At 41.7% G+C, this 23,344-nt stretch carries 17 protein-coding genes; 10 read left to right on the plus strand and 7 right to left on the minus strand.

Annotation, left to right across the window (positions count from 1 at the left end; all coding sequences use genetic code 11):
• Window positions 1-77 precede the first annotated feature (77 nt).
• Window positions 78-899 carry a DUF4382 domain-containing protein gene (locus CLW00_RS16230; RefSeq protein WP_106134748.1) on the minus strand — a complete coding sequence of 274 codons (822 nt, stop codon included), beginning with the start codon at window positions 897-899 and terminating at the stop codon, window positions 78-80.
• A gap of 119 nt (window positions 900-1,018) precedes the next feature.
• Between CLW00_RS16230 and CLW00_RS16235 the strand changes: the two genes are divergently transcribed.
• On the plus strand, window positions 1,019-2,371 hold the full coding sequence (locus tag CLW00_RS16235; RefSeq protein ID WP_106134749.1) for a deoxyguanosinetriphosphate triphosphohydrolase: 1,353 nt from the start codon (window positions 1,019-1,021) through the stop codon (window positions 2,369-2,371).
• A gap of 142 nt (window positions 2,372-2,513) precedes the next feature.
• Here the strand turns inward: CLW00_RS16235 and CLW00_RS16245 are convergent, their stop codons facing one another.
• Window positions 2,514-2,966 (minus strand): DUF1569 domain-containing protein, encoded by a 453-nt coding sequence (locus CLW00_RS16245; RefSeq protein ID WP_106134750.1) that lies wholly within the window; start codon window positions 2,964-2,966, stop codon window positions 2,514-2,516.
• Window positions 2,967-2,990: 24 nt separating this feature from the next.
• Complete coding sequence (locus CLW00_RS16250; RefSeq protein ID WP_106134751.1) at window positions 2,991-3,182, minus strand: hypothetical protein; 192 nt, start codon at window positions 3,180-3,182, stop codon at window positions 2,991-2,993.
• 31 nt (window positions 3,183-3,213) lie between these two features.
• On the opposite strand from CLW00_RS16250, the gene ileS reads away from it, so the two are divergent.
• From ileS to CLW00_RS21765, 3 genes are all read left to right on the plus strand, one after another.
• Window positions 3,214-6,594, plus strand: coding sequence for an isoleucine--tRNA ligase (ileS, locus tag CLW00_RS16255; RefSeq protein WP_106134752.1), 3,381 nt, complete (start codon window positions 3,214-3,216; stop codon window positions 6,592-6,594).
• Between the two features lie 69 nt (window positions 6,595-6,663).
• Entirely contained in the window at window positions 6,664-7,326 is a 663-nt protein-coding gene (locus CLW00_RS16260; protein ID WP_106134753.1) for a lipoprotein signal peptidase, read from the plus strand.
• A 157-nt stretch (window positions 7,327-7,483) separates the two neighbouring features.
• Window positions 7,484-7,615 (plus strand): hypothetical protein, encoded by a 132-nt coding sequence (locus CLW00_RS21765; RefSeq protein ID WP_281257450.1) that lies wholly within the window; start codon window positions 7,484-7,486, stop codon window positions 7,613-7,615.
• Here the strand turns inward: CLW00_RS21765 and CLW00_RS16265 are convergent.
• The 4 genes from CLW00_RS16265 to CLW00_RS16280 form a co-directional block, all read right to left on the minus strand.
• Window positions 7,612-8,430, minus strand: coding sequence for an ion transporter (locus CLW00_RS16265; RefSeq protein WP_106134754.1), 819 nt, complete (start codon window positions 8,428-8,430; stop codon window positions 7,612-7,614). The genes CLW00_RS21765 and CLW00_RS16265 overlap by 4 nt on opposite strands.
• Window positions 8,431-8,583: 153 nt before the next feature.
• Entirely contained in the window at window positions 8,584-9,231 is a 648-nt protein-coding gene (locus tag CLW00_RS16270) for a plasmid pRiA4b ORF-3 family protein (RefSeq protein ID WP_106134755.1), read from the minus strand.
• Window positions 9,232-9,468: 237 nt separating this feature from the next.
• The gene (locus CLW00_RS16275) at window positions 9,469-10,473 is read right to left on the minus strand and encodes a hypothetical protein (protein WP_106134756.1); all 1,005 of its coding nucleotides are present in this window, start codon (window positions 10,471-10,473) and stop codon (window positions 9,469-9,471) included.
• A gap of 282 nt (window positions 10,474-10,755) precedes the next feature.
• Window positions 10,756-12,021 (minus strand): MFS transporter, encoded by a 1,266-nt coding sequence (locus CLW00_RS16280; protein ID WP_245917324.1) that lies wholly within the window; start codon window positions 12,019-12,021, stop codon window positions 10,756-10,758.
• Window positions 12,022-12,527: 506 nt separating this feature from the next.
• Between CLW00_RS16280 and CLW00_RS16285 the strand changes: the two genes are divergently transcribed.
• The 6 genes from CLW00_RS16285 (at window position 12,528) to CLW00_RS16320 (ending at window position 23,274) form a co-directional block, all read left to right on the plus strand.
• A complete protein-coding gene (locus CLW00_RS16285) occupies window positions 12,528-14,069 on the plus strand; it encodes a SulP family inorganic anion transporter (protein WP_106134758.1) in 1,542 nt (513 codons plus the stop codon).
• A 393-nt stretch (window positions 14,070-14,462) separates the two neighbouring features.
• Window positions 14,463-15,674 (plus strand): MFS transporter, encoded by a 1,212-nt coding sequence (locus CLW00_RS16295; RefSeq protein ID WP_106134760.1) that lies wholly within the window; start codon window positions 14,463-14,465, stop codon window positions 15,672-15,674.
• 411 nt (window positions 15,675-16,085) lie between these two features.
• Entirely contained in the window at window positions 16,086-16,925 is an 840-nt protein-coding gene (locus CLW00_RS16300; protein WP_245917326.1) for a helix-turn-helix transcriptional regulator, read from the plus strand.
• 734 nt (window positions 16,926-17,659) lie between these two features.
• On the plus strand, window positions 17,660-19,009 hold the full coding sequence (locus tag CLW00_RS16310; protein ID WP_106134838.1) for a TolC family protein: 1,350 nt from the start codon (window positions 17,660-17,662) through the stop codon (window positions 19,007-19,009).
• A gap of 1 nt (window position 19,010) precedes the next feature.
• Window positions 19,011-22,160, plus strand: a complete 3,150-nt coding sequence (locus tag CLW00_RS16315) for an efflux RND transporter permease subunit (protein WP_106134762.1) — start codon at window positions 19,011-19,013, stop codon at window positions 22,158-22,160.
• Window positions 22,153-23,274: an efflux RND transporter periplasmic adaptor subunit gene (locus CLW00_RS16320; RefSeq protein WP_211300210.1), complete on the plus strand. Its 1,122-nt coding sequence runs from the start codon at window positions 22,153-22,155 to the stop codon at window positions 23,272-23,274. Before CLW00_RS16315 ends, CLW00_RS16320 begins: the two co-directional genes overlap by 8 nt.
• Window positions 23,275-23,344 lie beyond the last annotated feature (70 nt).

Below are 23,344 nucleotides of genomic sequence, written 5' to 3' on the forward strand. Positions count from 1 at the left end.
AAGAAAGTGAATATCAAGGGATCTTGATCGATTGGATAAAAAAAAGCCACTCCGAAATTTCGGAATGGCTCAATATGTTATTCATCAATCTCATTTAAATTCACTGCTTCCAATGTAATGAATCCACCCTCTTCAAGGACAATATCTTCAATCGTCACTGGTAAATAGGGTTCTTTGGGTTCTATCAAAACAGTATAAGTTCCAGAAGGAATGCCCCTTAACTTGAAGAATCCATTTTCATCAGTAAATGTAGAATAAGATTCTCCACTACTCTCTGCAGTTACTTTAGGTTCCGCTTCTAATGGAAGTATTGTCCCCTGAAGCGTGGATGCAGTTTCGGCTATTACTCTCAGGACGGGTTTAAGTATATATTTACCACTATTCCCTGCTTTTACAATAGACCTTCCAGCATCAAAATCAATAAAAAGATCATATTCCCTACCAGACTCGAATTCCTTATCTATTTTAAGTTTTAAGCCACTTTGTTGAGCACTAGGAGTCTTCAACTCCAACCTTTCGCCATTTTTAATGATATAATTGTCATCTCCCAACAATAACCTTATTTGGGAAAACCTACCTGCAGGCAATTCAATGCTACCCAAATGTGCTTGGTTGTCGCCTACCAAGGAAAGTAGGTTGATTTTTCTGTCGTTCGATTCGTGGTCAATATTGATCCAGCCTGATTCTCGGTTTTCATCGTTTTCCAAATCCTTAGGCAGAAACCTCACAGCAAGAACCTCCACCCAGACTTCATCATATTCAGCGGGGGCATCTATCATGTAGACATTCACTTTGGCATTTCCCTCAGTGATGGTATTGTAATTGTCCTGTTGCTCACAGGAAGTCATTCCGAATAGTGCCAGACTTGCCAGCAGCATGTTGGATAAGTAATTCTTCATTGTAATAATAGTTTGGTGTTGACGATTACCATAAGTTCAACATTGATACCAAAAATGAATGTTGATACATTTTCCACCAATTTCTGGGTACAGCTTCAATAGCTTTAGTATTTTTGGGCATGATGAATTGGGAAAAACTTTTAACCTCAGGCAGATTTGACCTTAGAGATGGGCATTCGGCTATTGAAACTCAAAACAGAAGTGAAATAGAAAGAGATTATGACCGCATCATTTTCTCTTCTCCTTTTAGAAATCTCCAGGACAAAACCCAAGTTTTCCCGCTACCCGAACATGATTTTGTCCATACCCGTTTGACGCATAGCCTAGAAGTATCGAGTGTGGGCAGGTCACTTGGTAAAGCTGTGGGAGAATTTTTGCTCAACAAATACCCCGATTTACAAAGCAAAGGGATTTCTTCATCCGACATAGGCGCAATTGTAGCTGCAGCGTCTTTGGCCCATGACATCGGCAACCCGCCTTTTGGACATGCGGGTGAGGAGGCTATTTCTGATTTTTTCAAGCATCACCCTTATGGTTTTGTTTGGCAAACTTATGTCAGCCAACAAGAATGGTCTGATCTATGCAACTTTGAAGGAAATGCCCAGGGCTTTAGGATGCTGGTCTCTAAAGAAAACGGACTCAAGCTTACTTACCCAACCTTAGCTGCCTTTACCAAATACCCACGACCCTCTCAAGTCTTTGAAAAGGACCCAAAAAGGCGCAGTCATAAAAAATACGGATTCTTCGTAGACCAAAAAGAGGAGTTTGAAATGCTGTCTGAAAAATTAGGGTTAGAAAAATCAAGCACGGAATGCTTTCTCCGACATCCGCTCGCCTTTTTGGTGGAAGCCGCTGATGATATCTGTTACAGCATAATAGATCTCGAAGACGGGTGTACCCTCGGCTTGGTGAGCTTTGAAGAAAGTGTCAGCTTGTTGGGCGAAATATTAGGAGATAAATTTCAACCCGAAAAACTAAACAAATACAACAGCGATGCACAGAAGCTGGCAGTCCTAAGGGCTATGGCTATTGGGCAGTTGATAGGAGAATCAGTAGCCGCTTTTTGCAAAGAGGAAGAAAATATCCTAAGCGGTGATTTTGACCAGGCATTGACTGATAGTATCCCTGCAGCTTCTGCATTGCATAAAATTTCGAAACTTTCAGTTCAAAAAATTTACAGATCAAAACCCGTTTTGGAAAAAGAAGCGGCTGGTTTTCAAGTCTTGGAAGGTTTGTTGGAAGTCTTCTCAAAAGCCTTGAACCACAAATTTTATCAAACGGAGCTGTTTTCTGGAAAAGACAGAAGTATCCTAAGACTTTTACCGGAAGATTTCCCGATGGAAGGATGGGATTCCTCCACAAATCCCTATCCTTTATTGCGGGAATTGATAGATTTCATCTCAGGCATGACAGACAAATATGCCCTGTCACTATATAGAAAAGTAAAGGGGATTGCCTTGCCGGGAGTTTGATAGCAGATTTTCAAATCAAAGGTGAACCGAATTCATTTTTGGCCATCGCCGATTTACCTATCGGATCATTCAATAGGATTCCACTTTGGCTGTTTGGGTTTGTAAGGTGATTTACATAAGTTTTATTGGGATAAACTCATTCCTACAACCCAAACTGCCTCAAATGATGATCCACATGTCTCCAGACAAATATGCCCCATTCCCTGTGGTTTAGGGCACCAAAGCGGGGATGGTACCCGGCGAGTTTGTGGTCTAGTCTGGAATATTTCCCAATGATATGCACAAACTTTGATTTTTCTTCCTCAAAAAGAGCCACATCTACCTTCCCTTTCATGTCGAATCGCTCTGCCCCACGGGCACCTTTGGGGAATTCTTTCATCACATGTAAAAATATAATTTTTGCAATCCACTTTTTCCAACCCCCGCTTTTTTCGGCAGGAGGGGCTTTAAGGATGGACTGATGTGCGAGGTTACAATGAGCTAACATTTCTGTAGCGCTCATTTTACCCCAATTAGCTGTATCCGCGACATTCAGTCGAGAACCTCGTGCTATGACATCCTCTACTACTTCAGGGTCTAATATAGACTTACTCATGGCTATAGATTTACATAAACTTAATCAATTAATTGTCAGCTTAAATGCTTTGGTATCAATTTTCTCTTTCCCTACCTCTAATCCTCCAAAATATCTTAACTTTGCGCCTGCTTGAAAGAAGGGTAACGTAAAGAAATGAGGCCAAACAGTCTTATATACCCCTATTGGCAAGTCTATTTCGAAAAAGGTTACTTGATGCATATATGTCTCTGACATACGCTCAGGTATAAAAACACCAAGGAATACTGTGAAAAAATATCAGGAGTACAAACAAGTAAGTTATCCACAGATAGGAGAAGATATCCTGCAATTTTGGAAGGATAATGACATTTTCAATAAGTCGGTAGGCAACAGGGAAGGCGCCGAAACCTTCACTTTTTTTGAAGGCCCTCCTTCTGCCAATGGCACTCCGGGGATTCATCACGTGATGGCCCGGACGCTCAAGGATATTTTCTGCCGATACAAAACCCTGAAAGGATTTCAGGTCAAAAGAAAAGGAGGATGGGATACCCACGGTCTTCCTGTAGAGCTTCAGGTTGAAAAAGAACTCGGCATCACCAAAGAGGATATCGGCAAATCAATTACTGTAGAGGAATACAATAAAAAATGCCGTGAAACGGTCATGAGGTTCAAGGATGAATGGGACGACCTGACCGAAAAAATCGGTTATTGGGTAGACCTTGATGATCCTTATATCACTTTTGACGCCAAATACATAGAAACATTATGGCACTTGCTTAAAAAACTTTATGACAAGGACCTGATATACAAGGGCTACACCATACAGCCTTACTCCCCTGCCGCAGGTACAGGATTGAGCTCCCATGAACTCAATCAGCCCGGATGCTACAGAGATGTCAAAGACACCTCTATCACTGCTCAGTTTAAGCTCAAAGGTCAGGAAAACACCTTCATCCTCGCTTGGACCACAACGCCTTGGACTTTACCTTCCAACTCAGCACTTGCCATCGGAGAAAACCTGGATTATGTCAAGGTCAAAACTTTTAACCCCTACACTTTTGAGCCGATGATAGCCATATTGGCTAAGGCAAGAATTGGGTCCTATTTCAATCAAAAAGCAAAAGACCTTGCCATTGCTGACTTCAAAGTTGGAGATAAACTCATTCCTTTCGAAATAGTAGAGGAATTCAAAGGAAAGGATATGCTCGGATGGGAATACGAACAATTATTTCCAATCGATGGCATTTCTCTGCCTCATCCAGCATTTACGGTTGTATCAGGTGATTACGTCACTACAGAAGACGGTACAGGTATTGTTCATTTGGCCAAAGCATTTGGTGCTGATGACTTTAGGACATTGGTTCAAAACAATGTACCTGGGGTATTTGTGCAAGATGAGCAAGGGAATGACATTCCCGTTGTCGACAAACAAGGCAAGTTTCTACCGGTTGTGGGTGAATACCTTGCCTATAAAATGAAGGAGCATAGCATTCAGGCTCACAAAACTTTTGGCGCTGATGACTTTTTCGTGAAAAACTATAGCAAGGATGATGAAAATGCGGCTGATTATAAAAACACCGACATTATCATTTCTATTATCCTCAAGAATGAAAATAAGGCCTTTAAGGTCGAGAAATACGAACACAGTTATCCGCATTGCTGGCGAACTGATATGCCTATCTTGTATTATCCTTTGGAAAGCTGGTTTATCAAAACTACCGCTTACAAAGATAGGTTGGTCGCATTGAACAAAACCATCAACTGGAAACCTGAAGCCACCGGCGTTGGCCGTTTTGGTAACTGGCTGGAAAATCTGGTAGACTGGAACCTGAGCAGGTCCAGGTTTTGGGGTACTCCATTGCCAATTTGGAGAACAGAAGATGGAACAGAAGAAATCTGCATAGGCTCAGTTGCGCAGCTTCAGGAAGAAATTGAAAAGTCTATTGCAAAGGGATTTTTAGAGAAATCACCTTGGGAAGGAAAAGAAATGGACTTGCACAGACCTTATGTGGATGATGTGGTCTTGGTTTCTTCCAAAGGGGAAAAAATGTTCCGTGAACCGGATTTGATAGATGTCTGGTTTGACTCAGGGGCTATGCCTTATGCGCAATGGCATTATCCTTTTGAAAACGAAGATATATTCAAGGCAAACTATCCGGCAGACTATATTGCAGAAGGAGTAGATCAAACGAGAGGTTGGTTCTTTACCTTACATGCCATTGCAGGAATGCTCTTTGATTCAGTGGCATTTAAAAATGTCATTGCCAATGGTCTCGTTTTGGATAAGAACGGCAATAAGATGTCCAAACGCCTTGGCAATGCCGTTGACCCATTCAAAACTTTGAAAGAATACGGGCCAGATGCATTGAGGTGGTATATGCTTAGCAATGCCAATCCTTGGGACAACCTCAAGTTCAACCTTGAAGGAGTTGCTGATGTTCAGAGAAGGTTCTTCGGTACTTTGCAAAACACCTATAATTTCTTTGCCCTCTATGCCAACCTTGATGCTTTTGTATATGATGCATCTAAAGCGGTTCCGGTAGCCCAAAGAGCAGAACTGGACCAGTGGATCATTTCTAAGATGCAATCACTCATAGCTGATGTGGAAGCTGCCATGGATAACTATGATGCAACCAAAGCCACTCGGGCCATCATGAACTTCACCGTGGATCAATTGTCCAATTGGTACGTTCGATTGGCTCGAAAAAGGTTCTGGAGAGGAGAAATGAATGCTGACAAACAAGCCGCTTACGAAACATTGTATGAGTGCTTGTTCAGCCTCACGCAGTTGATGTCTTCTTTTGCACCATTCTATGCAGATTGGTTATTCAGAAGTCTGACCGCCTCTACTGCCAATACCATCGAATCAGTTCACCTGACAGATTGGGTTTCTGCACAAGATTCTTTGATCAACAAGGACTTGGAAGAAAGTATGGATTTGGCTCAACGTACATCTTCTTTGGTGCATTCATTGAGAAAAAACCCGAAAATCGGTATCAAGGTAAGACAACCTCTTCAGCGTATCATGATCCCTGTTTTGCAGGAAAAAACGCGTAGACAACTTGAACATGTAGAAGAGTTGATCAAGTCGGAAGTCAATATCAAGGAAGTAGAATATATAGATGATGCATCTGGAGTATTGGTCAAGAGCGTGAAACCAAACCTTCCTGTGCTAGGCAAAAAACTTGGCCCAAAAATGAGGTTTGTGGTCGCAGCCATCAAAACTTGGGGACAGGAAGAAATAGCTGAAATCGAGCGAAATGGTAAAATCGATGTGGATGCTGATGGAGAAACTGTAGCATTGCTTCTGGAAGAGGTATTGATCAGTTCAGAGGATATTCCAGGATGGTCTGTTGCCACAGACGAAGGCTTGACGGTAGCTTTGGATATCACCCTCACAGACGAACTGAAACAGGAAGGTATTGCAAGAGACCTTGTAAACAGGGTGCAAAACCTGAGAAAAGATATGGGGCTGGAGGTGCAGGATAAAATTAACATTCAAGTAGCAAAACAAAGCGAGCTCACTGATGCTGCTTTTCAAAACTTTGCCACTTATATCCAAACCGAAACGCAAGCACTCTCGTTGGAACTGAAAGATTCCGTAGATGGAGGTGTTGACCTCGATATGGATGATTTTGTAATTTCTGTAAAGGTTGTTAAAGCCTAATAAAATAAAACGGCCGCAGATTGGGGAATAGCTAAAAAATCCTTAATCTGTGGCTTTGAATTGATATACATGAAATATTTCAAATATTTTGCGATTGCCCTATTGGTCATTTTGGTTGATCAGGCAGTAAAACTGGTGGTTCACTATCAAATGGACTTCGGCACTCCTGGGCAAATCAAAGTCTTCGGAGATTGGTTTAAGTTACATTACACTACCAATCCCGGGATGGCATTTGGGATGCAACTTGGATCAGAATATGGCAAATTGATCCTGACCACATTTAGGTTGGTCGCCATGTTTGGCATAGGCTATTACCTCTTTTACATCATCAAGAAGAACATGCATACAGCTTACCTTGTATGCATTTCCATGATTTTAGGAGGGGCAATAGGCAATTTGATCGACAGTATTTTCTACGGAGCGTGGTTAAATAACGCCCCATACAATGCGCCTACTCCTTGGTTTCATGGTCAGGTGATTGACATGTTTTATATCGATATCTGGGAAGGTTACTTACCGGAGTGGATCCCGATTTTTGGAGGCAGTTATACCGCATTATGGCCGATTTTCAATATTGCAGACGCAGCCATATTTGTTGGAGTGGGCATTATTCTAATTTTCCAAAGCAGGTTTTTCAATGAAGAAACAAAGCAGGCAGAGGAAGAAGACGAGATCCAAAGACAATTTATTGAAGAGGAAGAAAAAACCCCTTCTTCTGAAAATCCATCATAAAGGGCTTAGACTGAATCGAATTAGGATTCAACTATTTTTTGTAGATTTATTGTAAATACCATTTCTATGAAACAGGCTAATTTCATAATCGTCGCTATGGTTTTATTTGACACTGCTGCCACTAAAACTCATCCTGGACCAGCTTTTAACACTTCCAATGCTTGAATTTGAAGGACGTCTTTTACATAATTTGGAAACAGCCAAGGTTTACCAATTGGACAACAATAAGCTGTATTTATACACAGATTCAGAGAGCCATAGGATGGTCTTTTTGACTTTGGAAGATTAGAATTTCTCCCCACAATAATTACAATAAATTGCGTCCAGATTCTGGTTGCCACTGTCACAGGATTTACACATTTTTTTCTTCTTCTTAATTTTAATACTTCTTGAATTGGCCATGGTCAATTCTGAAGTCACAATTCCCGTAGGTACAGCTATAATGGCATACCCCAAGAGCATGATGACAGAAGCCAAAAATTTGCCATAAGGTGTAATCGGTGAAATATCACCATAACCTACCGTCGTCAGTGTTACAATGGCCCAATACATGGACATCCCAATACTGGTAAAACCACCTTCTGGACCCTCTACAACAAACATTATAGTTCCAGCGATCAAAACAATAGTCAATACCGTGCCAATAAATAGCTGTATTTTTTGTCGACTTGCCAATAGGGCTGATTTGAGGACTTCTGCTTCTTTCAAAAACCTGCCTAATTTCAAAATCCGGACTACCCTAAGCAATCTCAAAGCCCTGACCACCACCAAAAACTGAGTCCCTACAAATATCAAACTCAGATAAGTAGGTATTATTGCCAACAAGTCAACTAGTCCATAAAAACTAAAAATATAGCCCCATTTTTTGTTGCTCAGCCATATCCTAACAGCATATTCAATAGTAAACAATCCCGTAAAGATCCATTCAATAGCCAAAAATTCCTGATGATATTTGCTGTAAAAACTAGGTTCAGAATCTAAAATAACCACTAACAGACTGCCCAAAATCAGGACCAGGATAAGCAGGTCAAAGTTTTTAGAAGCCTTGTCATCATGTTCGAAAACAATATGGGCCAATCTGGATTTGGAAGGGAGTAGCGGCATATTTCAAATTGGTTTATTTTTCAAATTACAATTTTTGATAAGCTATCCCAAAAGTCTCTTATATATCAACAAACTAAGCCTGGGTAATATCAATCTTATTTGGCCTAGAGTGTTACAATAAATTGAAAATGTCAGCTCTTTTGTTTTTAACAATCAATCTTCCCCTTCCTCAAGCGGCCATTCGTTCCATATATAATCCAGGTCTTCATTGATCTCTTCAATATCAACAGCATCAAAATCCCATTTATCCCGAGCTTTCATTCCAAGCCATTCTCTCATTTCCTTGGATTGGGGATTTTTTTTATTATTGATGACTTCTGTAAATTCCGCAAAACCCCATGGGCCACCGATATCCTCGGGAGGACAGGCACCCATGGCCTCCGTACACAGTGGGTTAGCTTTATAGTTGGCCATATCCTTCTTAGTCACTTTTTGGATGCTGATCTTATGCCACCAGTCATCTCCGAAGTCATACCAATACCAAAATGATTTGCCGTCTGTGTGGGTTAAAAATTCCTCAAGGCTCAATTCCTCGGCTTCAAAAGATTCAGAACTAAAACCTCCAAACATATCATTATCTTCTGCTCCATGTTCCACACTGATGCTTGCATTGAACTTTTTATCATTAAACTGGAATAAATGACAGTTTTCCCAGCCCATGGCTACCTGAATGACCTGATGCAGTTGCAGCATATTGATGCTTGAAGGCACCAACACCTTTCTGTAGATGCTGAAAGGCATGTTTTCCAAGGTGATTTTCAGCTTGATCGGTTCGGGTATCAGGGGTATGATTTTAGTCATTTCTTTTATGGTTCTCAACAAAAATGATTATCAAATACAATTTAGTCAAGTCTTTATGAATCTTCAAACCATCTACAAATATTCCCTTCTCTTAACAAGGCCATTGCATCTGACATTTATGTTAAACAAAAAAAACGAAACTTAATCCTGAAGGTGGATAAGTTTCGTTTTCGGTAAGTATGTAATAACTGATTCCAATTATGATCTACATGCACTCATCTTTTTAAAATAGGTTCATCAGATATTCACCAATAGCTTGTTCAATACCTGAACGATACGGAACATCTCCATATCAATGGCTTTACTAGTGGCTGTATAATTATCCCTTGATCCAAGACTTACTTTGGTAGAAATATAGAAAACCATTCGGTCCTCTTCTGCATGGAGCAACAAACTTAAGTTCTGGTCTGTATGAATTTTCATAAGGTCGACATCCAATGAATTGATGTCAGTGTTTTTGCCGGTCAATAAATTCCTTTTTACCCCTTTTTTGAAATCAATTATCTTTTCAATCTTCAAAATGTAATCAATGGATGTTGGACGTTTTTTGATTTTATCCAAAAGGCCCAGGTAATTTTTCCTGTGGGATTTGTCACTGTAATCTACCGATATGGTTTTGGTCTTATGTAGGCCATAATACTGAAAAAGTGTCAATAGGTAATCGAAGCTTGTCTCCTCTTTTTCAATCTGAGTTTCTTCGAGCTGTATCAATTGGCCCATGATATCTACAGTTGACAGACCTGTATGGACAATACCTTGGTCATTATCAAAGCCGAAATATATTCGATCCTCATTTTTGAGATACCTGCTATTTATGGCTTCAGGAAGTTTTTCAAGAAAATCATAAAAATTACTACATTTTACCTCATTTCTATTGCAGATATCTTCTACCAGGTTAGAAACAAAGATAGACTTCAGGCATTTCAAAGGTTTCTCAGACTCTCCCTGCACCCATAGACTGGTCAGTATCGCTGAAATATGATGATGATTGAAGAAAATAAATCCCTCCCCCTTTTTTTTCCTAGCTGATATTATGATCTTATTACTTTCTGGATCAGAAAAGATAATAAAGTCAATTTCATCCTCGATTGCCATATCCATCAAAGGCTTCAAGTGAACAGCTGTAATCGCTTCACCTTTGTGCTTGACGTCTAAAGCGTGATAAACATATTCTCTATTCTCTACTAATTTTTTCCAATCATCCGGAAATTTCTCTGAAAATCCGCTGAGTAATACTTTCATATTTTTTAATCTTTTTGATATTTGAGTTTGTCATTGACACAAGTAGTCAACTACAGGTAAACTATGGATTTTTAATGCATTCACAACAAAATAGTAAATTTTGAAATGGGATAATTTAATTTTTTAAAGCGCCTAAAAAATATGTACGGGGGCTGATTACTTTTATTTTTTTATCCATGAAACTCACCACATGTCTTTTTCACACGCTGCAATATATCCCTTACATTTTTATGTGTGTATCCAATTCACCAATTATTCTCGAAAAAGAGAGCAAAATCCCAATTATCTCCAAACAAAACTCTTTTTAATCCTTTTGTATTTGAACTTCCACTTCGCTCGTGAATATTTTGGAATAGAACGCATGGACTGCAAAATCACCAAAATCAACAGAAAAATAGTAACCGGAAAGACTGTCTCGAAGCCCCAACCTGCATCCAAAATGATCCCAAATAAAGCAGGTCCAACTGCAGAACTGAGTACCATCATGCTGGTAAATAAAGACCTGACTGTCCCTATGTATTTTTGCCCAAAAAACTCAACTTGAAGTGCCGCTACAGTCGCACTCCCAAACCCTGTAGATAAACCCATCAATACCATATATGGGTACATGACCCAAGATGGACTGATCAGCCAAACACAAAATAATGCGATCAAGTAAGGTATCAAATAGAAAGGGAAGAAAGCCCTTGCTTTGTACTTGTCTATCAAAGGACCTGCTGTCAAAATGCTAAATGCTGATGCCGCTGCAAAAGCACTTAGCCCTCCGGCTATGATACTTGTATTCCAACCTTTGAATTCCACAATAGGGAATTGATAAAAAAACAAGCCTGTAATTGCAAAGGGTACAAAGAATACATTTGGTGCCAACAACCAAAATTCTTTGGATTTCATGATATCTCGTTGCCGGACTTTCTTTTGGGTTTGGGATTTATCCCCACCCAGGTCTTCACCTCCAGGCTCGGGCAACAGGTGTTTATCTTTTACAGCGAATAGGGTAAATAAAGTCACAATGACCGCGACCAATCCAGCATTGAGCCATAGGGATTGTCTCCAACCAATCTGTCCAATGACTATCAGGATAATCGCAGGTAATATTGCCTGACCTATGGGGTGCCCAAGTGAGGCCATAGAAATGGCTTTTCCCCTATTGACCGAAAAATACCGGGACATAGAGGTAATGGAAATATGTGAATACAAGCCCTGACCTGCCAAACGTAATCCAAAAAAGGCAATCGGAATATACCACCAAGCTTGTGCAAAACTGAAAAACAGCAATGACGCTGTAAACAAAAAAGTAGTGGCCAAGGTAAAAACCCGCATCGGAACGGTGTCAATCAGCTTTCCTACCTTTGGCAACATGGCCGCACTGGCTATGGTAGCTACCCCGTAAAATGTACTGATCAAGCCGTTGGAAAGGGTAAATTCTTCCATGATAAAGGGAACATACAAGGCCAACAAAAAAGTCTGCCCAAAGCTGGAGAGGGCTGTCATCATGATGCCGAAAATCACCATGATGGTGTTGTTCCTGACAAATCGGATATAATTCAAAGCGAAAACTAGGTTTTGAGATTGAACCGCAAGTTAGTCAAATGCATCTGAATCGCCTTGAATCTTCAGTTATACCTTATTTCATCAAAATGGATCATCATATTATCTTTTCTGCCTCATACCTTCATCTTGGCTCTTGAATCCTCCAAATTAAAAGGCTAGAATTAAAAAAACCCTCCTCTATTTTAAAGAAAAAATCCAAGCAGACTTGTTCATTAAATCTTCAGAAATTACAAAACCCTATTAAATTCTAAAACAATCGATTACGTGAGCCAACCATAAAATTGAAATGAAAAAAACGGGGTAATAAAAAAATTAAATTCTGTTTTAGAGGATAAAATTGCTAATTTTGAAGCTTGTAAAAACAAAAAACCAGCGGATGACTCTCACTCCACCCTGAATAATAGCTTTTTTTAAAACCGAATATACGTGACTTACTACGGGAAAAAGTCACTCATTTTTAGTATTCCCAAAATCCAGTATTTATACATAATTTATTGTAAGATATGACACAGATGTTTTATCGCCTGTTTAAACCTACTCAGGCAAATCTGAAAGACGAAGTATTATCGGGCTTGACTGTAGCCTTGGCCTTGGTCCCCGAAGCGGTTGCATTTTCCTTGATTGCGGGAGTTAGCCCACTCGTAGGTCTTTACACGGCTTTCATCATTGGTTTGATTACTGCCATACTTGGTGGCAGGCCAGGAATGATTTCCGGCGCTACCGGTGCCATTGCCGTGGTGATAGTGGCTTTGGTAGTCTCTCATGGTGTGGAATACCTCTTTGCTGCAGTAGTGCTGATGGGTTTGATCCAGATTTTGGTTGGGGTATTGAAACTTGGAAAGTTGATCCGATTGGTACCGCACCCGGTCATGTTTGGTTTTGTCAATGGCTTGGCGATAGTAATTGCAATGGCTCAATTTGACCAGTTCAAGTTTGAAACCCCAACAGGTGCAATCGAATGGATGACAGGAACTCCATTAATGTTGATGATAGGGTTGGTTATTTTGACCATGGTCATAATTAAGTTTTTACCAAAACTAACCACGGCTGTTCCTTCGGCCTTAGTTGCAATTCTTACGGTTTCGCTGATCGTAATATTAGGTGGGCTGAATACCAGAACAGTAGGTGACTTGGCTTCTATCAGCGGTAGCTTACCGGAATTCCACCTTCCTGTAGTTCCTTTGAACTGGGAAACTTTTATGATCATTTTGCCTTACTCGGCTATCATGGCCGGAGTTGGTTTGATTGAAAGTTTATTGACACTAACCCTAATTGACGAGATCACAGAATCCAGAGGCCATGGCAACAAAGAATGTGTCGCACAAGGTGTGGCTAATCTGACCACGGGTTTCTTTGGTGGAATGGGTGGTTGTGCCATGATCGGCCAATCCTTGATCAATGTCAATGCCGGAGGTAGAAACAGGATTTCCGGCATTGTAGCGGCACTTGGCCTCTTGGTCTTTATACTTTTCCTTTCTACCTATATTGAAATGATTCCAATGGCAGCTTTGGTAGGTCTGATGTTTATGGTAGCGATCGGTACTTTCGAATGGGCGTCACTTAAAGTTTTCAGAAAAGTACCTTCCCATGATGTATTGGTAATGGTCATTGTTACATTGGTTACAGTCTTCTTGCATAACTTAGCTCTGGCTGTTTTGATTGGAGTAATAATCTCAGCTTTGGTATTTGCTTGGCAAAATGCCAAAATGATCCGTACACGTAAGAAAATTGACGAAAACGGTGTAAAACACTATGAAGTATTTGGGCCTCTATTTTTCGCTTCTGCGATGACGTTTGGACAGAAGTTTGATCCTATCAATGATCCTGATGAAATAGTGATTGATTTTGCAGAAAGTAGAATCGTTGACCATTCAGGTATAGATGCGATTCATAAGGTAACTGAGCGATATGAAAAAATGGGCAAAACCGTTTATATCCGACACTTAGATACTTCCAGCAAGGTACTGCTGAACAAAGCTGAGAAAATCATCAACGTGAATTATACAGAGGATGATCCTGCTTTTAAAATATTAGTAGAGCAATAATCATTTATTGCTCTAAGCAACAAACTGTAATCGGTTTTAAAGAATAAAAACACCTTGAAGAAATTTCTTCAAGGTGTTTTGTTTTAGAGAAAATTTAAAAAAATTGTTGTTTAGTAGAGAGGTTTATTGCTGTCAGAAAACTATATTAAGTATTTTTTATGAATCTCAAAAAATAAAGGATGAACGAAGAAACTGATTACCAAGCCTTATATAAGTACTTTGAAAAGTTTCTTCAACTTTCCAAAAATTCCAAGGAAGCAATTTATAGCACACTTTCAATCACAAAATTCATTTTTTACTCACAATACCTTTTTAGCCCATTAGCTATCAAATGCTGTTTTTTAACATTTGTAAAAGGAATCCATCCTGGAAAACCTCACTTTTGTCATTGATATGGAAAAAGTAAAACTGGGCCTAAAAGAAAACTGGAAGCAGTTCACCCTTCTTGTGATCATCAATGCATTTGTAGGAGGCATGGTAGGCCTCGAACGAAGCATACTTCCTCAGATAGCAGAAGTAGAGTTTGACATCGCAGCCAAATCTGCCATCCTATCCTTTATCATCGTTTTTGGTATCGTGAAGGCCTTGTCAAACTATTTTGCAGGAACTTTTGCAAATAAAATCGGAAGAAAAAATCTTCTGGTTATCGGTTGGCTATTTGGTCTTCCTGTTCCCTTTATCCTCATGTATGCCCCCTCATGGGACTGGATTGTTGCTGCAAACATTTTACTTGGAATCAATCAAGGCTTGGCTTGGAGCAGTACAGTGGTGATGAAAATTGACCTTGTAGGTGAAAAACAAAGAGGCTTTGCCATGGGATTAAATGAGTTTGCAGGCTATCTGGCTGTCGCATTGGTCGCTTTCTTGACAGGCTATATTGCCGGGGAATACGGTTTGAGGCCTTATCCTTTTTATTTGGGTATAGGTATGGCAATCATAGGATTGCTAGGTTCCATTTTTTTGATAAAAGATACGCGCAAACATGTAGAAACAGAAAACTGCGTAAGTCAAATCCCAAGGCTCAAACATGTCTTTTGGGACAGTACTTGGAGAAACCCTAACCTCGGAGCTGTGACACAGGCTGGTCTGGTAAATAACCTCAATGACGGTATGGCATGGGGTGTATTCCCAATGTTGTTAGCAAGTAAGGGTTTTACTTTAGAAGCAATTGGAATTGTAACAGCTGTATACCCTGCCGTTTGGGGATTTGGTCAGTTATTTACAGGAAAAATGGCAGACCTTTATTCCAAAAAATCCCTTTTGTTTATAGGTATGACATTGCAAGGTTTTACCCTTTTGGCATTTCCCTGGGCAGAAAGCTTCTGGAGTTATATTGGCTTATCGGTCATTTTAGGTTGGGGTACGGCCATGGTATATCCTACCTTTCTGGCCAGCGTCGCCGAAAACACACACCCGAAGGATAGGGCTAGCGCAGTGGGGATTTTCAGGTTATGGCGAGACATGGGCTATGCCATAGGGGCTATCCTTACAGGAATCATAGCCGATCGTTTGGGCCTAAATTTTTCTATCCTGACCATAGGAGTCCTGACATTAATTTCTGGATCAATCATCTTGATCAGGATGAAAAATGTCCTTAGGAATTAGTTGGGATTATTTCAACAACACTCTAATATTTGGCTTATACAATAAAGAAACTCTATTGAGGAGGTTTTCAAAATTAAGTAATAAATCCCCCATTTATACACAGATATGTATGCCAAAATAATACTTTGTTGCACTTATACTTGTGCAAGTTTAACCATTTTCACACTTGTATTTGTGCATTTTTTCAACCTTAACCTTTCGATCTTTACGATTGGATAACTATGAAAAAGACTGGAGATAAGGTATAGATGAGATTCGAATTTCATCTAAGGATTGAATGCCAATGATTAAGGTAACAGGATGAAATTTGGGAATGGGTTCATTTTTTAATTCCCGATTTATATCATCCAAACGAACCATTCTTCAAAAGCCAACATAAAATAAGGAGGAAAATGACCAAATTGTGGTCTTATGATGAGACAGGCAGATCCCATTACCACAAAAAATAAACTGAATCAGCATCAGGCTTTCAAAATTTCCCGGTTCAAGCCTTTGATTAAAAAGACCAAGCCACATAAACACGAGGGCTACTTTGAATTGATTTTTATTGCAGAAGGGGAAGGTTTTCATTGGATTGAGACGGAAAACTTCCAGATTAAAGCCCCAGACTTCTATTTTCTTAAGCCCGGACAATTGCATTTTTGGCAGTTTACCGCCATTCCAAAAGGTTATGTGATGATGTTCAGGGAAGAGTTTATTGATGCTGTCAGAGAGATGAAAATCCTGCAACAAATGCAGCAGATGGGAGACCTGACAAGAATACCTGTTTGGGAGGATCCAATGGTAGGCCAGATTTTTGAAGACATTTTGCAAGCATACCAAGAACAACCCTTGAACTCAGACGACCTGATCAAAGGATATTTGAGAGTTCTGTTTGCCAAAATAGCCAATCGAATACGCTCGACTCCTTCAAATGGCAAAGAAAACCCACTTTGTGACAAGTTTCTTAGTATGTTATCCCAACAAAACCCGATCAGGCACCAGGTGGCGGATTATGCGGAATTGTTACAAACTTCCCCTCAAAACCTCAATCAAGCCTGTAAGAAAAAAACTGGAAAGTCTGCTTCTAAGCATCTCAGTGCCCAATTGATCTTGGAAGCCAAAAGGAACATCCTCCACACCGATCAGAACATCAACCAAATCGCAGATTTATTGCAGTTCAACGACGCCTCCTACTTCGTCAAGTTCTTCAAAAAACATACAGGAGAGACCCCACATCAGTTTAGGTCAAGGTATTTTGGAGATCTGTGAGCTTGACCTTCGAGGTCAAAAAAAAGACCTCAAAGGTTAACAGCCCCTGACCTTTGAGGTTTCCAAAATCTCGAAGGTCTTTTCGGTAGAGAAGTCTATTATTGTTTATGCTATTCCCAACAAAAAAACCTTCGAGGTCCAAAAAAGACCTCAAAGGTTAACAGTCCCCGACCTTTGAGGTTTCCAAAACCTCGAAGGTCTTTCCAGTAAAGATGCCTTTTACTGTTTCTACTTTTACCGACAAAAAACCTTCGAGGTCAAAAAAAAGACCTCAAAGGTTAACAGCCCCTGACCTTTTAGGTTTCCAAAAACCTCGAAGGTCTTTCCAGTGAAGAGGCCTTTTATTGTTTATACTTCTCCCAATAAAAAAACCTTCGAGGTCAAAAAAAGACCTCAAAGGTTAGCAGCCCCTGACCTTTGAGGTTTCCAAAAACCTCGAAGGTCTTTCCAGTGAAGAGGCCTTTTATTGTTTATACTTTTACTATCAAAAAACCTTCGAGGTCAAAAAAAGACCTCAAAGGTTAGCAGTCCCTGACCTTTGAGGTTTCCAAAAACCTCGAAGGTCTTTTCGGTATAGAAACCTTTTATTGTTTCTGCTATTCCCAACAAAAAACCTTTGACTCCCCCACTTTCATATTTACCATTTTCCCACCCGTTTTTACCACGATTCCTGATTAGACAATAGGTATTTTTGTAATTGGTGAATTATGATTTTGTCTTTCATCCATCAACCTATGTTAAAAATAACCGCAACAGGCTTCCTAATGCTGCTGCTTGTCTCCCATGCACAAGCCCAAAGCCAATTGAAGGAACTGATTGAAATCAGTACGTCCAACTACCCTGAACTGCAAGCCAAACGTCTGGAGACAGAAGCTGCACAAAGCCAAGTCCGCTACGAACGCTCGGACTTTTTGCCCAGCCTTGATGGCTCCTACCAAATGGTCTATTCGACCAACAACAACATTACCGGTATGTTCCTTCCTGGTTTGGTCATGCCCATTTCAGGGCCTCCTGTAGCAGAAAACACCATGGATTTCACTTATGGATCCGCGGCATCCCTGCTGATGAACTGGAGCCCTTTTACTTTTGGTAAAAGGGAAAGCAGAATCCAATCAGCCAAATTTGGACAGGAACTCGCCCAGCATCAGGAATCACTCGCCATTTTGGAACATCAGGTTCGTTTTACCGAAGCCTATCTCAATTATTGGGCGGCGGCCTCCATGGCTCAGGCTGCTGAGAAAAATAAAGAACGCTTCCAAACCAATCTGGAATTATCCAAGACCCTAGTGGACAATGGACTGCGTCCAGGTGTGGATTCAGCACAGTTTCGCTCCCTTTTTGTCCGCTCAAAAATTGAAACCCTGCAAGCCCAAAAATCCTCAGAATCCTTCTTGGCACAGGTTAGGGAGCTTTTGGGAGAAGACCAAAAAGAAATCGGTATTGATCCCAAGCTAAAGAGGCAATTCTTACCCCAGGTGGAAGAACCCATGGAAAACCATCCGCTCCTCCAAAGTTCAAGAAGCAGAACCTTATTGGCCGAAGCCAAAAAAACAGAACTCAACCGATCTCTTTTGCCGGATCTCAACCTGTGGGGAACTGCCTTTGCCAGAGGTTCCGCGATACTCTTCGAGGGTGGCTTCAATGAACCGACAGACGGGCTTTCTTTTTCCCGTTACAACTACGGTGTAGGTTTTCAGGTAGCTGTTCCAATTTTGCAATTTGCCAGAACCTCCAGGTTGGTTCAAAAGCAAAATTCCCTGATCTCTGCTGCTGAGGCTTATGAAATGCAGGTGGAAAGATCTCTGAAAAAAGACAGGACGATCGCTAAAGTTGCCTTGGAAAAGGCCTTGGAAGCTGCCATCCTGGCTCCGGAATATGTGCAAGCGGCAGAATACAGTTATCAGGCCCTTCAGGCCAGGTACGATGCGGGTTTGATCAACCTGAACGAATTGGTACAGGGTCAAGCTGACTTGGCCAAGGCCGAAGCCGAAAGCATCAAAGTCATGGCAGAAATGTGGAAAGCGCTGCTATACTATGCAGCAGTGAGTGGAAATATGGATTTTTTCTTACAAAACCTGAATTGATATGGACCTGATAAAATTATCCTTGCGAAAACCCATATCAGTTATGGTAGTGATTTTGGCTATTGGCTTTTTTGCTTTCCTCACCATCCGCAGCATGCCCATCGACATTTTTCCAAAAGTCGGCGTACCTACCATCTACATAGCCCAACCCTATGGAGGGCTGTCTCCTGAGCAGATGGAAGGTTACCTGAGTTCGGTTTATGAACAGCATTTCATTTATATTACAGGCATTTCCTCCATGGAATCCCGCTCAGTGCAGGGCATGTCCCTGATCAAGCTGCAGTTTCACGAAGGCACCGACATGGCAGAATCCATGGCGCAGGTGGTGGCGCAGGTCAATCGGGCAGGAGGAAAAATGCCTCCTGGTACCATTGCGCCTTTTGTAGTCCGCTATGATGCAGGCAATGTGCCAGTGGGTCAGTTGGTCTTCAGTTCCGATAGCAGGAGCCTTTCTGAAATCCAGGATTTGGCCGTAAACCGTGTCCGCCCCATGTTTTCTTCCTTGCCAGGAGTTTCCTCTCCCCCTCCTGTAGGTGGTAATCAAAGGAGTATCGTCGTGGACATTGACCCTGAAAAACTCAGAAGTTACAGGTTATCTACGGAAAATGTGGTGGAGGCCATTGCCAATGGCAACCGTTTGGTTCCTTCCGGAAGTATACGCATTGACGACACAGAATATTTGGTCAAACCCAATACTGTGGTGGAAAACTTCAAAGAGCTGGAAAATATTCCCATTCATAACCAAAGAGGTCCAACAGTTTACCTGAAAGACCTGGCTGAGGTAAAAAACAGTGCCGATATCGCCACGGGATATGCTTTGGTAAACGGTCAGCGATCGGTATATATCCCTGTGACCAAAAGGTCTGACGCTTCTACTTGGACGGTGGTGAAAAACATCAAAAATGCCCTTCCGGCTATGCGTGATGCCGTACCCGAAGATATCAAAGTGGAGTATGCCTTTGACCAATCGGGTTATGTGATCAAATCCTTGCGCAATATCCTGACCGAAGGCTTGATCGCCTCAATCCTGACCGGTTTGATGGTATTGGTGTTTTTGGGGGATTGGAGAAGTGGCTTGGTCGTGGTCATGACCATTCCACTAGCACTATTGTCTTCGATTGTTTTCTTAAATCTCACCGGGCAAACACTCAATATCATGACTTTGGTTGGATTGGCGCTATCCATTGGGGTTTTGGTCGACGAGGCTACAGTGACGATTGAAAACATACACAGGCATTTGGAAATGGGAAAAAGCCTGCCCCGCGCCATCATTGACGGTACAAGGGAGATCGTGATCCCCAAATTGCTGATTGTATTCAGCATCTTGGCTGTATTTGTACCTTCTTTTTTTATGTCAGGGGTGCCAAGATCCATGTTTATACCCCTTTCCCTCGCGGTGGGTTTTGCCATGATTGCTTCCTTTATCCTTTCCCAATCCTTTGTGCCAGTGGTGGCCAATTGGCTTTTGGACAAAAAATCTTTGGATAAACAGGCTGAAAAGCAAAAAGGAGGCAGATTTGACCGAATGCAGGATAGGTACCAAAGCAGCTTGGGCCGCTTGCTGCAACATAGTAAATTGACAGTGGCCATTTATGCTTTGATTTCTTTGCTTTCTGTGGTTGGCTTGTACCTATTGATCGGTACAGAGATTTTTCCACAGGTAGATGCGGGACAGTTTCAGGTGCGGATCAATGCCAAAGAAGGAACCCGGATCGAACAGACTGAAAAACTGACCCAGCGTTTTTACAAGGAGTTGGAAGCATTGACTGGAAAAGAAAATATTGAAGTCAGCTCGGGATATGTGGGCACTATTCCTTCTGCCTACCCTGCATCCACCAATTACATTTGGAACTCCGGACCACAACAGGCTATCCTTACTGTAAAGCTGAAAGAGAACAGCGGTATCAAAATCGTCCAGCTTAAAGAAGACATCCGGAAGATGGTTTTGGAAAAAATACCCGAACTGCGCATCAGTTTTGAACCTGCTGACATTGTAGACCAGGTCATGTCTATGGGGGCAAATAATCCTTTGGAAGTAGCCATTACCGGCAATAACATCAAAGAAACCCGAGATTTTGCCGAAAAAATCAGGACCAACCTGCAGGAAATCTCTTATCTCCGGGATGTGCAAATTGCCCAGCCCTTGGACTACCCAACCTTAGAGGTGAACATAGACCGCATACAGGCCGGGCAATTGGGTTTGTCAGCAGATGATGTGGGCAAGTCCATGATTTCAGCCACCAATTCCAGCCGTTTTACCCGACCGGTGTATTGGTTGGACAAAAACTCCGGAAATGCCTATCAGGTGCAAGTGGAAATCCCGCAATACACGATGAACTCCAAAGAGGACCTTGAAAACATCTTTCTTCCCCGGGTGGGAGAAAGCAATAACCGACTCGGCGACGTGGCAACTATCAATCAAAGCCTTTCCCAAGGAGAAGTGGTTCGCCTCAACCAACAAAGAATGGTTTCTGTCACCGCCAACCTCCATGACAAGACCATCGGTTCGGCTCGCAAAGACATAGAGAGTGCCATCAAAGCCGCGGGAGAAAAACCAAGAGGACTCAATGTGCATGTCAGGGGGCAATTGGAGTTTTTGGAAGAAACACTTACCGAATTGCAGACAGGATTGATTATTGCGGTTTTTGTCATCTTCCTGATGTTGGCAACCAACTTCCAATCCTTCAAGGCCGCATTGTCGACCCTTTCCACGATTCCGGCTGTGGCTTCTGGTTCCCTGCTGTTTCTGCTGATCTTTGGTGCTACACTTAATATTCAATCCTACATGGGCTTGATCATGGCTTTGGGTGTTTCTGTAGCCAATGCCATACTCTTTACCACTTTTGCGGAAGAAGAAAGAAAAAAGCATGGCGATGCCCTCAGGGCAGCCAAAGCCGCAGGAAAGAGCAGGCTGAGACCGATTCTGATGACCAGTATTTCCATGATTGTGGGTCTGATTCCCTTGGCGATAGGCGGAGATCAGACTGCACCTTTGGGCATTGCAGTGATCGGAGGACTCTTGTTTTCGACCATCACCACCCTTTTGATAATGCCTTCCGTATATTCCCGCTTGCTGAAGAATGCCAGCATAGCACCCGTATCCTTAGATCCTTATGACGAAACTTCCACCCATTATGAAGCAAATGGCTAAACATACTATTCCATTCCTATCCCTGCTCCTGCTGGTTCTTTTTTCCTGCAATTCCTCTGAAAATTCTAGGGAATCTGTAAAGGAAGAAAAAGTCTATGAAGCATTTACCCTTCAAGAGAGCGACCTTCAGGGAAGTATCAGTCTGCCCGGGGAACTCAAGGCTTTTGAGTCTGTGGACATCTTTCCCAAAATTACCGGTTATGTGCAAAGCATAAAGGTAGACCGTGGCTCAAAAGTGAAAAAAGGAGAGGTCATTGTGCAGATCGAAGCTCCGGAAATCATGGCTGAACTTTCCGCAGCCAAAGCCAAGGTACTGCAGGCAGAGGGCTTTGCCCAATCTGCCGAATCCAAGCTTTCCACAATGAAGGACCAGTACAATAGGATTCAAAAGACCTCCCAAACTCCTGGAACTGTCTCGGCCTCAGATTTGCTCCGTATGGAAAACCAACTCAAAGAAGAAGAGTCCAATGCAGCATCTGCCAAATCCGCCCTGGAAGCTGCCAGGTATCAGTTGCAGGCTGCACAGCAGATGGCCAACTACCTGACCATCCGTGCACCTTTTGATGGGGTGGTGACAGAGCGAAATGTGCATACAGGAACATTGGTGAGTGCCCAGACTGGGGACAAACCCATGTTCCGTTTGGAAATGAATGATGTACTCCGCTTGGAAATCCCTGTTCCAGAATCTTATTCAGGTTTGGACTTCGGTAGTGACAGCCTATCTTTTACGCTGAATTCACAGTCAGGTAAAAACTATAAGGCCATGGTCAGCCGCCAATCCGGTAGCCTTCAGAATGCCAGCAGAACAGAAATCATGGAAGCCGATGTACCCAACAAGGACGGTAACCTGAAAGCCGGAAGTTTTGCACAAGCGAAAGTAGGTTATAAAAAAGAAGGCTCTTTGATGATACCAAACACTGCATTGGTGACCAGTATGGAGGACCGTTTTGTAGTCAAAGTGGTGAATGAAGAAGCCCATCGGGTTTCTGTCAGAAAAGGAATCTCTCAAAATGGACAGACCGAGATTTTTGGTGACCTTCAACCTGGAGACATCATCCTCAAAAATCCTTCAGAGACAATTCAAAGTGGGGATAGGGTGAAGGTAGACCTTTGAGGTTTTTAAAACCTCGAAGGCCTTTCTCTACCGAATAAACCTTCGAGGTCAAAAAAAGACCTCAAAGGTT

Source organism: Mongoliibacter ruber (genome assembly GCF_003003005.1).
GTDB classification, from domain to species: domain Bacteria; phylum Bacteroidota; class Bacteroidia; order Cytophagales; family Cyclobacteriaceae; genus Mongoliibacter; species Mongoliibacter ruber.

Coding starts and splice junctions, on each gene's coding strand:
- CLW00_RS16230 (WP_106134748.1), bottom strand. CDS start 899: ATGAAGAATTACTTATCCAACATGCTGCTGGCAAGTCTGGCACTATTC.
- CLW00_RS16235 (WP_106134749.1), top strand. CDS start 1,019: ATGATGAATTGGGAAAAACTTTTAACCTCAGGCAGATTTGACCTTAGA.
- CLW00_RS16245 (WP_106134750.1), bottom strand. CDS start 2,966: ATGAGTAAGTCTATATTAGACCCTGAAGTAGTAGAGGATGTCATAGCA.
- CLW00_RS16250 (WP_106134751.1), bottom strand. CDS start 3,182: ATGTCAGAGACATATATGCATCAAGTAACCTTTTTCGAAATAGACTTG.
- CLW00_RS16260 (WP_106134753.1), top strand. CDS start 6,664: ATGAAATATTTCAAATATTTTGCGATTGCCCTATTGGTCATTTTGGTT.
- CLW00_RS21765 (WP_281257450.1), top strand. CDS start 7,484: ATGCTTGAATTTGAAGGACGTCTTTTACATAATTTGGAAACAGCCAAG.
- CLW00_RS16265 (WP_106134754.1), bottom strand. CDS start 8,430: ATGCCGCTACTCCCTTCCAAATCCAGATTGGCCCATATTGTTTTCGAA.
- CLW00_RS16270 (WP_106134755.1), bottom strand. CDS start 9,231: ATGACTAAAATCATACCCCTGATACCCGAACCGATCAAGCTGAAAATC.
- CLW00_RS16275 (WP_106134756.1), bottom strand. CDS start 10,473: ATGAAAGTATTACTCAGCGGATTTTCAGAGAAATTTCCGGATGATTGG.
- CLW00_RS16285 (WP_106134758.1), top strand. CDS start 12,528: ATGACACAGATGTTTTATCGCCTGTTTAAACCTACTCAGGCAAATCTG.
- CLW00_RS16295 (WP_106134760.1), top strand. CDS start 14,463: ATGGAAAAAGTAAAACTGGGCCTAAAAGAAAACTGGAAGCAGTTCACC.
- CLW00_RS16300 (WP_245917326.1), top strand. CDS start 16,086: ATGATGAGACAGGCAGATCCCATTACCACAAAAAATAAACTGAATCAG.
- CLW00_RS16310 (WP_106134838.1), top strand. CDS start 17,660: ATGTTAAAAATAACCGCAACAGGCTTCCTAATGCTGCTGCTTGTCTCC.
- CLW00_RS16315 (WP_106134762.1), top strand. CDS start 19,011: ATGGACCTGATAAAATTATCCTTGCGAAAACCCATATCAGTTATGGTA.
- CLW00_RS16320 (WP_211300210.1), top strand. CDS start 22,153: ATGGCTAAACATACTATTCCATTCCTATCCCTGCTCCTGCTGGTTCTT.